General features: G+C 72.4%; 10 protein-coding genes. 5 read left to right on the top strand and 5 right to left on the bottom strand.

The window, feature by feature from the left end; translation table 11 throughout:
* Window positions 1–4: 4 nt before the first annotated feature.
* The 5 genes from ACILRH_RS21225 to ACILRH_RS21205 form a co-directional block, all read right to left on the bottom strand.
* Window positions 5–1,114: a hypothetical protein gene (locus ACILRH_RS21225; protein ID WP_395696066.1), complete on the bottom strand. Its 1,110-nt coding sequence runs from the start codon at window positions 1,112–1,114 to the stop codon at window positions 5–7.
* On the bottom strand, window positions 1,114–2,781 hold the full coding sequence (locus ACILRH_RS21220) for a hypothetical protein (protein ID WP_395696065.1): 1,668 nt from the start codon (window positions 2,779–2,781) through the stop codon (window positions 1,114–1,116). Before ACILRH_RS21220 ends, ACILRH_RS21225 begins: the two co-directional genes overlap by 1 nt.
* On the bottom strand, window positions 2,778–4,943 hold the full coding sequence (locus tag ACILRH_RS21215) for a glycosyltransferase (protein ID WP_395696064.1): 2,166 nt from the start codon (window positions 4,941–4,943) through the stop codon (window positions 2,778–2,780). Before ACILRH_RS21215 ends, ACILRH_RS21220 begins: the two co-directional genes overlap by 4 nt.
* The gene (locus tag ACILRH_RS21210) at window positions 4,940–5,212 is read right to left on the bottom strand and encodes a hypothetical protein (protein ID WP_395696063.1); all 273 of its coding nucleotides are present in this window, start codon (window positions 5,210–5,212) and stop codon (window positions 4,940–4,942) included. Before ACILRH_RS21210 ends, ACILRH_RS21215 begins: the two co-directional genes overlap by 4 nt.
* A 217-nt stretch (window positions 5,213–5,429) precedes the next feature.
* Window positions 5,430–6,677: a cellulase family glycosylhydrolase gene (locus ACILRH_RS21205; RefSeq protein ID WP_395696062.1), complete on the bottom strand. Its 1,248-nt coding sequence runs from the start codon at window positions 6,675–6,677 to the stop codon at window positions 5,430–5,432.
* 44 nt (window positions 6,678–6,721) lie between these two features.
* On the opposite strand from ACILRH_RS21205, the gene ACILRH_RS21200 reads away from it, so the two are divergent.
* The 5 genes from ACILRH_RS21200 to ACILRH_RS21180 all read left to right on the top strand — a co-directional run bounded on the left by ACILRH_RS21200 (window position 6,722) and on the right by ACILRH_RS21180 (window position 13,746).
* Window positions 6,722–7,975 (top strand): hydroxyacid-oxoacid transhydrogenase, encoded by a 1,254-nt coding sequence (locus ACILRH_RS21200; RefSeq protein WP_395696061.1) that lies wholly within the window; start codon window positions 6,722–6,724, stop codon window positions 7,973–7,975.
* Window position 7,976: 1 nt separating this feature from the next.
* Window positions 7,977–10,679, top strand: a complete 2,703-nt coding sequence (locus tag ACILRH_RS21195; protein ID WP_395696060.1) for an FAD-binding and (Fe-S)-binding domain-containing protein — start codon at window positions 7,977–7,979, stop codon at window positions 10,677–10,679.
* A gap of 79 nt (window positions 10,680–10,758) precedes the next feature.
* Complete coding sequence (locus tag ACILRH_RS21190) at window positions 10,759–11,973, top strand: class I SAM-dependent methyltransferase (protein WP_395696059.1); 1,215 nt, start codon at window positions 10,759–10,761, stop codon at window positions 11,971–11,973.
* Window positions 11,973–12,758, top strand: coding sequence for a hypothetical protein (locus ACILRH_RS21185; protein ID WP_395696058.1), 786 nt, complete (start codon window positions 11,973–11,975; stop codon window positions 12,756–12,758). Before ACILRH_RS21190 ends, ACILRH_RS21185 begins: the two co-directional genes overlap by 1 nt.
* The gene (locus ACILRH_RS21180) at window positions 12,742–13,746 is read left to right on the top strand and encodes a DNA topoisomerase IB (protein WP_395696057.1); all 1,005 of its coding nucleotides are present in this window, start codon (window positions 12,742–12,744) and stop codon (window positions 13,744–13,746) included. Before ACILRH_RS21185 ends, ACILRH_RS21180 begins: the two co-directional genes overlap by 17 nt.
* Window position 13,747: the final 1 nt, after the last annotated feature.

Genomic DNA, 13,747 nt, shown 5'->3' with positions numbered 1-13,747 from the left:
GTCCTCACGCCCTGCTTCCGTTGCCGCGACCGAGCGTGGCGTCTGCCGCGTCGGCGACGCGGGACACCGCGTCGCTGAGGATCGCGAGCCGGTGGCCCTCGTCCCGCGGGTCGAGCTGGTCGTCGTCGACCTCACCGGCGCGCAGCCGGGCGGCGCTCACGATCGCGTGCGCCTCCCGGCGCGAGTGCAGGCGGATCAGCTCGGCGTCGAGCTCGGCCTGCGCGGTGACGAGCTCGTAGCGCCGGGTGGCCTCCAGCTCCATCGCCTCGAGGTGGCGCAGCGTGGCCTCCTCCGCGGCGCGCAGCCGCGCGATCACCTCGGCCTCGATCTGCGCGACGTCGCGGTGCACCTCTACGCCCGACCCGTCGGCCGCGACGAACGGGGTCACAGGCGGGGGCGGCGCGGCCGCCACGGGCGGCGGCGCCACGGCGACCTCCAGGACCTGGGTCCGGGCCTCGGCGGCCTCGACGTCGAGCAGGTCGACCTGCGGCGCCTGGACCTGGGGCACCTCGACCTCGGGCGCTGCCGGAGCCGGAGCGGTCTCGGGTGCCTTCGTCGTCGCCTTGGCCGCTGCCTTGGTGGCCGGCTTCGCGGCGGCCTTGGCGGGCGTCTTGGCGGCGGTCTTGGCGGCGGTCTTGGCCGTCCTCGCGGTGCGGGTCGCCGGCGCCTTGCGGGTGGTGGTCTTGCGAGCGGCGGCCTTGCGCACCGTCGGAGCCGGCTCCGGCTCGGCCTCGAGCACCGGCGCAGGGGCAGGGGCAGGGGCAGGGGCGGGCTCGGGAGCGGGCTCCGGCGCCGACTCGGTGGCCGGTGCGGTGTCGGGTGCGTTGACCGGTGCGGTGACCGGCGGAGCCGACGGCGGGTCGATCACTGGAGGCGTGGTGACGGCCGGTGCCACCGAGCGCGCGGCCGCGGCGTCGGCGGCGCGGCGCTCGGCCTCCCGGCGGGCCCGGACCACGTCGGGACGGGTCGCGGTCGTGGCGGAGCCGCCGCCGGCACCACCGGCGAGCGCGGTGGTGAAGTCGACCTGACCGATCCGGCTGTCGTCGGAGAGCGCCGAGAGCACGTCGTCGACCGACGGTGGCGGGGTGACCTGGGGCTTGCGGTCCTCGGCCATCACGAACCGCCCCCGGTCTGGACGTCGGTCGTCGTCGTGCCGTCGGGGGAGTAGCCGGCGGGCACGTTGACCAGGACGTAGCGCGGCGTCTTGTAGACGACCTGGAGCTGCGGGTCGGTCCCGTTCGCGGCGTCCGGGTAGAGCTTGGTCAGCAGGTCGCCGTTGTCCGCGGTCGAGAGCAGCATGTAGTTGACCGCGCCGGCGGGGTCGCGAGCCGTCTCCTTCCACGGCCCGTCGCTCTTGTCGACGCGGTCGTAGAAGATCTCGGGCCGGCCGGTCAGCATCATCACGGCGTAGGTCTGCGCGTTGTCGGTCAGGATCGAGTTGTTCGCGGTGACGTTGTTGTCGATGTAGTTGGCCATCGCCTGCTCCGAGACGATGCCGACCTGGTCGCCGTTGAGCGTCTCGGCGCCCTCCTGCGACTCACCGGTGGTGATCGCGGCGGCGAACGGCGCCTCGAGGTTCTGGTAGCGGTAGGTCTTCATCGCGTTGAGGGTCCACGGGATGCTGACCAGCAGGGCCACGATGAGGATGCCGGCCACCAGGGAGCTGCCCTCCTCGGCCGAGCGGGCCAGCCAGATCGCGCCGATCACCGAGATCAGCAGGATCGGGAGCGCGTTGCGCATGAGCATCGGCGAGTCGGTCAGCCGGAGGGCGACCGCCAGCGCCGGGGTCAGGATCGAGGCGCCGAGCAGGACCCCGAGCCAGAGCGCGAAGGGGTTGCCGCGGGCGAAGCCGGAGAAGACGAGCATCGGCAGCACGATGATCGCCAGCGGCGCGCCGTAGAGCACCAGCTCTCCTGTCGCGCGCATGAGGTCGACCGCGGAGAACATCTGCAGCCCACCGGAGGCGGCCGAGTCGCTGCTGCTGGTGATCCACGCGAACGGGTTGTAGAGCAGGATGAAGTTGAAGACGGCCCACAGCGCGACGACGTAGATCGTCGGGGCGGAGAACCCGACTACCGTGCCCTCGACCTCCGTGCCGTCGGCACCGAGTCGCGCCAGGATGGCGCCGACCATGATCGCGCTGAGGACGAAGAGCGTCAGCGACGAGTAGCCGGCGAGCGCGGCGACCGAGTAGGACAGGCCGGCGAGCATCACCCAGCGCACGTCCGCGGTGATGTACCACGCGAAGAGCGAGCCGAGGCCGGTCACGACGAAGGCGATCCAGATGAACGGGCGGGCACCGGTCGTCGCGTAGAGCAGGACCAGCGGGTTGGCGCCGAGCGCCAGCAGCGCCGCGTAGCGCAGCGGCCCGGCCACGAGGGCGCGGCGCATCATGGTGTTGAAGGCGACCATGGTGATCGCGGCGAAGATCGCCGACGCCACGGGTACGGCGGCCATCGAGGTGACGAAGGAGCGCCAGATGGCCAGCGGGGCGATGAGCAGCGTCGACAGCGGCGGGTAGTCGAACCCGATCGCCGACAGCTTCGCCGGGTCGTTGTGCCACACCATGAGCCCGCGGTTGAGCCGGTCGAGGGTCTCGAAGCCCACGACGTGGAGGTCCACGACGACCCAGTAGCCGAACCAGCTGTAGCCGACGGCGAAGAGCAGGAAGACCAGCAGGCTCTCCCAGCGCCGCTTCGGCACGTCGTCGGGGCGACGACCGACGAGTTGGACGACGCCGGCACGGCGGTCCTTGGTGTGGATGATGGGTGCGGTGGTCATGACGCGTGAGCCGATCCGTCGTCGAGCCCGTGCGTCGTCTTCTCCCAGTAGAAGGGGTTCGTGAACAGCTGGATGAAGCCCTTCCAGGCCGCCCAGCTCATCAGGCCCCAGTAGAGCGGGGAGATCAGTGCGGTGCGGGTCAGCGAGAACTCGCCCCGCTGGAGGCTGCCGGCCACGCTGAGGTAGACGAAGATGAAGTTGCCGATGAACAGCAGCGCGCTGGCGACGTAGAAGATGATGCCCGGGAACAGCTGCTCGATGAAGCCGGCCTGGGTGAAGACGTACAGGGTGGTCAGGCCCCAGAAGATCGGGTTCAGCAGCAGCACGAACGCGGTCAGCATCGTGAAGTTGAAGCTCATGAAGCCGCGCACCCCGGTGGCCTTGAGCAGCGCCATCGGGTGCCGCATGTGCACCAGCCAGGTCTGGATGTAGCCCTTGTTCCAGCGGCTGCGTTGACGGATCCAGTTCGGGACCTGGGAGTTGGCCTCCTCCAGCGTCGTCGAGTCGATCATCGCGGTCCGGTAGCCCTCGCGGTGCAGCCGGATGCCGAGGTCGGCGTCCTCGGTGACGTTGAACGGGTCCCAGGCGCCGAGGTCGCGCAGCTTGGAGGTGATGAAGTGGTTGGAGGTGCCGCCCAGCGGGATCGGCGCCTCGGCGGCTCCCATGGCGGGCAGGATCAGCTCGAAGTGCATCGAGTACTCGTTGGCGAACCACGCGGTCAGGATGTTCTGGTCCTGGTTGAAGTGGTTCAGCTTCGCCTGGACGCACACGACGTTGCTGGCGACGCGGCCGAAGGCGATGACGGCCTTCTTGAGCTGGTCGGGGTCGGGACGGTCCTCGGCGTCGAAGATCACGCAGAGCGCCCCGGTGGCCAGCTGGAGGCCGTAGTTGCACGCCTTCGGCTTGGTCTTCGGCTGGCTGTCGGGGACGACCACGAGGTGGAAGTGCGGCGGCAGCTGCATCGCCCGGATCTTCTCGACCGTCTCCTCGTCGTCCTCCTCGCAGAGGAGCTTCACGTCCAGACGGGTGCGCGGGTAGTCCAGCGCGTTGATGTCGCGCACGAGGCGCGGGACGATCGCCGCCTCCTTGTAGAGCGGGACCAGGATCGTGTACATCGGCAGGTACCGCTCGTCGAGCGCCGCGATCTCCTCGTCGGTGACGTCGGTCTCGAGGTGCGTGCCCAGCGCCTGCATCGTCAGCCGGACCTTGTAGACGGTCACCACCAGGTAGAGCAGGCTGCACAGCCCGACCAGGCCGATCGCCGTCGGCCAGGGCCAGATGACCCCGCACACGACGACGATGATCGCGAAGATGACCAGGCCGGCCTTCTGGCCGCCGGAGATGACGATGTGCGCCGACTCCTCGGGTCGGGTCTCCATCATCAGCCGGGTCGACACCTCGGCGTAGTGACGCGCGTGGACCCGCTGGATCAGCTGGTCCAGCTCCGTCCGGTTGGCCAGCAGCTGGCGGAACGGCGACCCGAGAGCGGCCTCGACCTCGGCGGCCCGCTCGGCGTCCAGCGGGCGGGCGACGGCGAGGAGGACCAGCTCCTCGGTCGCCGCGACGGGCACGGCCTGGTAGGCCAGCGCGATCGGCTCGGGCAGCCGGCGTGCCACCTCCATGTCGGGGGTGAACTCCGACAGGCCCACGCGCTGCATCTGGTACATCTCCGAGAGCGCCGCCACCAGGGTGTCCTCGGTGATCGCCTCGTGCGAGACCAGGATGTCGCCGAGCGGGTCGCCGGTGCGGGAGTACTCGAGCATCGCGCGCTGGAGCTGCTCGTCGGTGATGAGCCCGCTGCGGGTGAGCATCTGGGCCATCTGCATGCGGGAGCGCCGGGCCTCGGGAGACTCGACCTCGGTGCCGTGGTGCGGGTAGACCGAGTCGATGGCGGCGGTGATCTCGTTGACCGTGTGCCGCACGAGCTGCACGGGCCGGTCGATCCGCTCGGCCACGACGTGCGCGGTGATGCTGTCGTCCGCGTCGGCGGCGGCCACCAGGACGGTCCCGTCGATCGTGGCGTAGGGCATCACCCGGAAGGTGCGGCAGATGCCCTCGGGGATCAGGTACCGCAGGTCCTGGTCGACGCCGTCGGTCAGCCGCTGGCTACGCCGGATGGGGGCCGCAGCGCCGGTCGAGGACGTAGTCGGTGTGCTGGTCATGACGAGGCCCCCGCACCGAATCCGTGGGTCGGGCGGGTCGCCGGCTGGCCACCGGGGTGGACCGCGCCGTCAGCCGGCGCGGCCGGCGACGACTTCTTCCGCGACCGGAACATCAAGAAGACCAGGTAGGCACCCAGCAGCACCACCAGCGGCGCGATGAGGAAGCTGAGCATGACGACGGCGAAGATGCCGAGGGTCAGCAGGATGCCGACGAACGCAGCGCCGACTGACTTCGATGCCGGCCGCGTAGGGCTTGCCTGCACGGTCATGATCTCCCCCCCCTGCTCGACGTCCCCCAACGCCGATGCCTTGACTCGATCGCTCTCCCATGGTGGCATCCACGAGCGTTCGATCCCTGTCACGGTAGTGCGGAACGGGCAACGTTCTGAAGAGGTCTGGTCCACCCGTTGACGCCCTGTGGACGACTCGTTGACGAGCCGTGGATCGCCCGTGGATTTCGGGCGGTCGCAGCGGCGTTCCTGCAGGTCAGGACGGGGAGCCACCCTGCGTGCTGGGGGAGGCCTTCCGGGTCGGGGCCGGGGTGGTCCGGCCCTCGTCCGCGGCGTGGCCCTGCAGCCAGCGGCGCGCGAGCAGGCCGTACGACGTCGGGCGGCCGCGCTCGCTGCTGACCAGCGCCATCGGGTCGGACGGATGGTCGGCCCAGACCCAGAACAGCACCCCGATCCCGTGCCGGTCGGCCCAGGTCAGGTAGCGCTCGACGTACCCGTCCTCGGGGTGCTCCGCGCCGAGCTCGGACGTCACGACGGGGACCGTGTCCGCCAGGTCGCCCAGCACGTCGTCCCAGCACGTCTCGTCGGCGCACGCCTTGAAGTCATAGGAGTGCACGGCCGCGACGAGCTGGTCGTCGTCGGGTGCGAAGTCGCGCCACTGGCTCAGGTCGTTGGCGTAGTCGAGGCCGCCGAGCAGGATCGGCTGCTCGGCGCCGGCCTGCCGGATCGTGCTCACGACCGACGCCATGCCCTGCACGACGTAGGTGACCCGGCCGTAGCTGGCGGTCTGGTCGTCCTCGGCGGGCGCCCGGCAGCCGCCGTCGCGCCAGCAGCGCCAGGTCAGGTCGAACAGGTAGCGGGTGCCGCTGGCGTTGTAGCGCGAGTAGGGCTCGTTGAACGCGTCGAACATCACCGACGGGTTGTCGGCGTACTGGGTGGCGACGGAGTTCCAGAAGGCGAGCGACTCGGAGTCGGGCATCGCCAGGTTGCCGAACTCGGGCTGCCCGATCCGCTTGCGGCTGTGCAGGTCGAGGATGACCACCAGACCGCGGTCGTTGAGCGCGGACACGAACTTGGCCACCTCGGAGCGGTAGCCGCTGACCGTGCGCTCCTCGTACTGGTCGCTCACGGGCGCGCCGCGGGTCCCGAGCCAGCAGTCCTGGTTGAGCGGCAGCCGGACGGTGTTGGCGCCCCACGAGGCGATCGTGCGTGCCTCGGTGGCATAGGGGTCGGCGGCCGTGATGTTGTCCAGGGCGGAGTAGCCCCAGCCCTGCGCGCAGGCGTACTCGAAGCTGCTCCAGTTCACCCCGCGCGGCACGAACTGCCGGTCGGTGCGGGAGTCGACGAGGCGGTTGCCGTCGACGACCGGGTGGGGAGCGCCCGTGTCGGGCGCGCCGAAGGTGGCGATCGGGCTGCGCAGCTGGGTCCAGGCGACGCCGCCGGCGACGAGGAGGACGACGACGGCCAGCACGACCCAGCGCGCATGGCGCCACACGTGACGCATCGAGCCCCCCTCTTCCGTCCGGTTCAGCGTAATAGGTTGGCGACGTGAGCGAGACGGTATTCACCTATGCTGCGCCGGCCTTGAAGTTCGGCAGCGGGGCGAGTGCCGAGGTCGGCCACGACCTCGCGGCGTACGGCGCCCGCCGGGTGCTGCTCGTCACCGATCCGGGCGTCGCGGCGACCGGTCACCCCGCTCGGATCGCCGAGCAGGTCGCCACCCGCGGCATCGAGGTGACGACGTACGACGGCGTGCACGTCGAGCCGACCGACGACTCGCTGCGCGACGCCGTGGCGTTCGCCCGCGACGCGGGGCCGTTCGACGCGATCCTCGCCGTCGGCGGCGGCTCGTCGATCGACACCGCGAAGGCGGTCGACCTGCTCACGACCAACCCCGGCGACCTGATGGACTACGTGAACCTCCCGGTCGGTCGCGGGCGGGCCCCGTCGGAGCCGCTGCTGCCCCTGGTCGCCGTCCCGACGACCACCGGCACCGGCTCGGAGAGCACCACGATCTGCGTGCTCGACGTGCTGTCGCTGCACGTCAAGACCGGCATCAGCCACCCCGCGCTGCGGCCGACCCTCGCGGTCGTCGACCCCCGGCTCACGCTCACCCAGCCGACGCAGGTGACCGCGGCCGCCGGCATGGACATCCTCTGCCACGCGCTCGAGAGCTGGACCGCACGGTGGTACGCCGACTTCGACGCCAAGCGGCCCGAGGACCGGGTGCCCTACTGCGGGGCCAACCCGATCGCCGACCTGTGGTCCGAGCGGGCGCTCACCCTGCTGGCCGGCGTCTTCCGCGACGCGGTCCGCGACGGCTCGGACCTGGCCGCGCGCGAGCAGATGGCGATGGCGGCCACCTTCGCCGGCCTGGGCTTCGGGAACGCCGGCGTGCACCTCCCGCACGCCAACGCGTACCCGATCGCGGGGCGGGTGCGGGACTACCGGCCCGAGGGCTACCCGGAGGTGATGGTGCCGCACGGGATGGCGGTCTCGCTCACGGCGCCGGAGGCGTTCCGGTTCACCTTCGAGGCGGCGCCCGAGCGGCACGTCCGGGCGGCCCGGCTGCTCGACCCCTCGGTCGAGCCCGGACCCGACGCCCTGCCCACGGTGCTCACGGCGCTGATGCGCGACATCGGGCTGCCGAACGGGCTCGCCGAGGTCGGCTACGGCGACGCCGACGTCGACGACCTCGTGGCCGGCGCCCTCCAGCAGGAGCGGTTGCTCGCGACCGCCCCGCGCCGTCCCACCGACGAGGACCTGGCCTCGGTCTTCCGGCGCTCGATGGAACACTGGTGACGTGACGTCCACCCCCGATCTCGTCGGTGCGCTGCGTGTCCGCGGGGTCACCGACGTCGACGACTCGGTGCTGGCGCGGGCGCTCTACTCCTCCGACGCGTCGCTCTACCGGGTCGTCCCGCAGGTGGTCGTGCGGCCGCGCCACGCCGACGAGCTCGACGCGGTCCTCGACGCGTCCGCGGAGACCGGGGCGCCGGTGACGATGCGCGGCGCCGGGACGTCGATCGCCGGCAACGCCGTGGGCACCGGGATCGTCGTCGACACCCGCCGGCACCTCGACCGGGTCGTGTCGATCGACCCCGAGGCGCGCACCGCCGTGGTCCAGCCGGGGGTCGTGCACGCCGACCTGCAGCGGGCCGCCGCCCCGCACGGGCTGCGCTTCGGCCCCGACCCCTCGACCCACACCCGCTGCACGATCGGCGGGATGATCGGCAACAACGCCTGCGGCTCGCGGGCCCTCGGCTACGGCCGCACCGTGGACAACATGGTGTCCCTCGACGTCGCCTACGGCCCGGGTGCCACCGACGTCGCCGCCCGGCTGGGCGTGCTGGTCGACGAGCACCTCGCCCACGTCCGCACCGGCTTCGGACGGTTCTCGAGACAGGTCAGCGGCTACTCGCTGGAGCACCTGCTGCCCGAGCACGGCCGCTCCGTCGACCGGTTCCTCGCCGGCTCGGAGGGCACCCTCGCCGTGGTCCGCCAGGCCACCGTGCGGCTGGTCGACGACACCGTCGAGCGGCAGCTGGTGGTGCTCGGCTACCCGTCGATGATCGAGGCGGCCGACGCCGTACCGGCCCTCCTCGCGGCGACCGGGGGCGCGATGGTGGCGTGCGAGGGCCTCGACGCGCGCATCGTCGACCTGGTGCGGGCACGGGGCGGGTCGGTGCCGGAGCTGCCCCCGGGGGCGGGCTGGCTCTTCGTCGAGGTGGTCGACGCCGGGTTGGTCGCGCGCGTGGTCGAGGAGGCCGGGGCCCTCGGGCACCGGGTGGTCACCGAGGGCGCGGAGTCGGCAGCGCTGTGGCGGATCCGCGAGGACGGGGCCGGCCTCGCGGCGCGGTCGCTGTCCCGGCCGGCGTACTCGGGTTGGGAGGACGCGGCCGTGCCGCCGGAGCGGCTCGGCGCCTGGCTGCGGGACTTCGACGAGCTGCTGCGCGACCACGACCTCGACGGCGTGCCCTACGGCCACTTCGGCGACGGCTGCGTGCACGTGCGCATCGACTTCCCCTTCCAGGTCCGGCCGGGCGACGACGCTCGCGCGTCGTTCCGCGAGTTCCTCACCGCCTGCGCCCTCAAGCTGCGCGACCACGGCGGGTCCCTGTCCGGCGAGCACGGCGACGGCCGGGCGCGCTCGGAGCTGCTGCCGCTGATGTACGACGAGCAGTCGATCGCCCTCTTCGGCGCGGTCAAGGCGATCTGCGACCCCCGGAACCTGCTCAACCCGGGCAACATCGTCGACCCACGCCCGCTCGACGCCGACCTCCGACCGGCGCGGCCCCGGCCGGCGATCCCGCTCGCCGACTCCGTGCACCGCTGCACGGGCGTCGGCAAGTGCGTGGCGCCGCGCACCGGCGGGGTGATGTGCCCGTCCTACCTGGCCACCGGGGAGGAGAAGGACTCCACCCGGGGCCGCTCCCGGGTGCTCCAGGAGGCGCTGGACGGCACGCTCGTCCAGGGCCTGGCCGACCCTGCCGTGCACGAGGCGCTCGACCTCTGCCTGGCCTGCAAGGGCTGCGCGTCGGACTGCCCGACCGGGGTGGACATGGCGACCTACAAGGCCGAGGCGCTGCACGCGACCTACGACGGGCCGGGCAGCGCGCGCCGGCCGCGCAGCCACTACCTGCTCGGCCGGCTGCCCCGGTGGGCACGGCTGGCGGCGCCGATGGCGCCGGTCGCGAACCGGATGATGCGGCTCGGGCCGGTCGCCCGGCTGGCGAAGGCGACCGCGGGGATCGACCACCGGCGCTCGATCCCGGCGTTCGCCCCGCGCACGCTGCGCCGCACGGTGGGCGTCCCCGACCGGGTGCCGGACGTGTGGATCTGGGCCGACTCCTTCACCGACCACTTCTTCCCGGCGAACGCGCTGGCCGCGATCCGCTTCCTGGAGTCGGTGGGCGTGACCGCGCGGGTCATCGCCGACGACGCCTGCTGCGGCCTGACCTGGATCACCACCGGTCAGCTCGACCAGGCCCGGACCATCCTGGAGCGGACGGTCCGCACGCTCACGCCGTACGTCGAGTCCGGCGTGCCGGTCGTCGGCCTGGAGCCCTCCTGCCTGGCGACCCTGCGCAGCGACGCCGAGGAGCTGACCGGCTCCGCGGTCGGGGTGCTCACGTTCGCCGAGCTGCTCGAGCGGCTCGACGTGCCGATCCCGTCGCTCGCGGGCGTCGAGGTGGTCGCGCAGCCGCACTGCCACCACGCGTCGGTGCTGGGCTGGGCCGCGGACCGCCGGCTGCTGGAGCGGGCCGGGGCCACCGTCACCCAGGTCGCGGGCTGCTGCGGGCTGGCCGGCAACTTCGGGATGGAGAAGGGCCACTACGACGTGTCGGTCGCGATCGCGGAGACCCACCTCCTGCCCGCGGTCCGGTCCCACCCGGACGCCGTCGTGCTCGCCGACGGGATGTCCTGCCGGGTGCAGCTCGACGACCTGGCCGGTGTCCCCACGATGCACCTCGCCGAGCTCCTGGAATCTAGGCTGGAGGCGTGAAGCCCCGCCACCGCAACCTCGTCATCCCGGTCGCGCTCGCGGGCATCCTGCTCATCGTGGTGATCGCGAGCGTGTGGCGGTGAGCGAGCCGCTCCTGCGGGCGCTGAACCGGATGCGCAGCCTGATCCTGGACCCCGACGTCCTGGTCAAGGCGGTCGCGTCGGGCCGGCAGAAGGGCGAGCAGCCGACCTGGCGGCGGGCAGAGCTGCGCTACGTCGACCTCAAGGCCGGCCGGCACCTGCAGGTCGTCACCTACGACGCCACGCAGGCCTTCACGTCCAACCACGTCGCCCCGTCCGACGGGTCGACCGCAGCCCGGGACGCGGTCGACGAGCTGCTCGACCAGCCCTTCGCGAGCTGGCACGTCGAGACCACGACGCAGACCCACCAGCTGCGGGTCACCAAGAAGCTCGAGGCGGTCGTGCACACGACCGACCGCGCGGCGCCCGTCGAGGCCGAGCGCGCCCACGACCGCGACAAGTCCCGGCTGCTGCCCGAGGACGACCCGGTCTTCGTGGCGCTCGGGATCTCCGACCAGGAGGGCCGGCTCAAGCCGAGCCGGCAGGCGAAGTACCGCCAGGTCGAGGAGTTCCTGCGCCTGCTGGACAGCTCGATCACCGACGCGTTCGACAAGGGACGCCTGCGGCGCCCGACCGCCGACGACCCGCTGCGCATCGCCGACCTCGGCTGCGGCAACGCCTACCTGACCTTCGCCGCCGACCGCTACCTCACGTCGGTGCGTGGGCTGCCGGTCCGCTTGGTCGGCGTCGACGTCAAGGAGCAGTCGCGCGACCACAACAGCGCGGTGGCCGCCGACCTCGGGGTGGCCGCCGAGTTCGTGGTCGGGACGATCGGCGGGGTCGAGCTCGACCCGGTGCCCGAGGTCGTGCTGGCGCTGCACGCCTGCGACACGGCGACCGACGAGGCCCTGGCCCAGGCGGTCGGCTGGGGCGCCAGACTCGTGCTCGCCGCGCCCTGCTGCCACCACGACGTGGCCGCCCAGCTGCGCAAGGCGCCGACCCCCTCGCCGTACGCGATGGTGACGCGGCACGGCATCCTGCGCGAGCGGCTGGCCGACACGCTCACCGACGCGCTGCGGGCGTCGCTGATGCGGCAGCAGGGCTACCGGGTCGACGTGGTGCAGTTCGTCGAGAGCCAGCACACGCCGCGCAACACGATGCTGCGTGCGGTGCGCACCGGTGCGCCGGTGAAGGGCGGCTCGGTGCGCAAGGAGTACGACGAGCTCGTCACGACCTGGGGTCTGCACCCGCGGCTGGCCGAGCTCCTGGGCTGATGCTGCTCGTCGACTTCGCCTTCTCCGACCCGGCGATCGTCGAGTCCAGCGGGCTGGTCGTCCGGGACGGGCTGTTCGTGACGGTCAACGACTCCGGCGACCGCGGCCGCGTCTTCACCGTCGACGGCTCCGGCGCGACGGTCGGCACGACCTCGTGGTCGCCGGCCCCGGTCGACGTCGAGGCCCTCGCGCCGGCCGGTCCGGGCGAGGTGTGGGTGGGAGACATCGGCGACAACACCGCGTCGCGGTCGTCGGTGACCGTGCTCCGGGTCCCCGTCGGTCCAGGTGACCGGACGGTGACGCCGCCGGCGTACACGCTCGTCTACCCCGACGGGGCCCACGACGCCGAGACGCTGCTCGCCGCCCCGGACGGCCGGCTCCTCGTCGTCACCAAGGACCTGCGCGGCGGCACGGTCTACGCCGCGCCGAGGCGGCTGTCGCCGCAGCAGCCCAACCGGCTGCGGCCGGTCGCCGACGCGCTGCCGTTCGCCACGGACGGGTCGTTCTTCCCCGACGGCCGGCACTACCTGGTCCGCGGCTACGCGGGCGCCGCCGCCTACACCTACCCGGGCCTGCGCGAGGTGGCGACCTTCGACCTGCCCGCGCAACCGCAGGGGGAGGGCATCGCGGTCGACGAGGACGGGTGGGTGCACGTCAGCAGCGAGGGGGAGCACAGCCGGGTGCTGCGGGTGGTGCCGGTCTCCGCCTGGGGCTGGCTGGAGCGCTCGGCCGGGTTTGTCGGGCGGGCGCTGCGGCTACTCCTCGGCCATGGTGCGGCTGCGTAGGACCTCTCCCGACCAGCCGGGGTGGACCCGGCGGCGGGCCGGTCGCGGCTTCGTCTACCTCGACCGCCACGGCGACCGGCTGCCTCCCGAGGACGTGGAGCGGATCCGCGCGCTGGTGATCCCGCCGGCGTGGAAGGACGTCTGGATCACGCCCTACCCGAACGGTCACCTGCAGGCCGTCGGCACCGACGACGCGGGACGGCGGCAGTACCTCTACCACCCGGAGTGGCGGACCCGGCGCGACGCGGAGAAGTTCGCCCGGATGCTGATGTTCGGCCGGGCGCTGACCAAGGCCCGCGAGCTCGTGCTCACCGACCTCGGTCGGGAGGGGATGCCGCTCGAGCGCGCCTGCGCGGCCGCCGTACGCCTGCTGGACCTCGGCTACTTCCGCATCGGCAACGACGTGTACGCCGACGAGAACGGGTCGTTCGGGCTCACCACGCTGGAGCGGCGGCACGTGCGCCGCCAGCAGGACCGCCTCGTGTTCACCTTCGTCGGCAAGTCGGGCGTCGACCACCGGATCGAGATCGACGACGTGACCGTGGTCGAGGCCATCGAGATCATGAGGCGGCGACGGGGTGAGGACCTGCGCCTGCTCGCCTACAAGCAGGGGCGGTCGTGGCGGTCGGTGCTGCCCGACCTGGTCAACGAGTACGTCCGCTCGTCGACGGGGCTGGAGGCCACGGCCAAGGACTTCCGCACCTGGCACGCCACCGTGCTCGCCGCCGCGGCGCTGGCCGAGACGCCGGAGCCCGGCCACACGAAGGCGTCGCGCAAGCGGGCGGTCTCCGGGGCGATGAAGGAGGTCGCGTCCTTCCTCGGCAACACCCCGACCCTGGCCCGCTCGTCCTACGTGGACCCTCGGGTCATCGAGGCCTACGAGGCGGGACGCACGATCTCGCGGGCCACCTCCCGCCGCTACGCGAACCCCGACGAGCGGCAGGCCGCGCTGGAGCGTGCGACGCTCACGCTGATCCGCGAGAGTTGAC

The sequence above is a fragment of the Nocardioides sp. genome, from assembly GCF_044226765.1.
In the GTDB taxonomy this organism is placed as follows: Bacteria; Actinomycetota; Actinomycetes; order Propionibacteriales; family Nocardioidaceae; genus Nocardioides.
The sequence above is the reverse complement of the archived record's forward strand: the minus strand, read 5'-3'. Positions and strand labels throughout refer to the sequence as shown.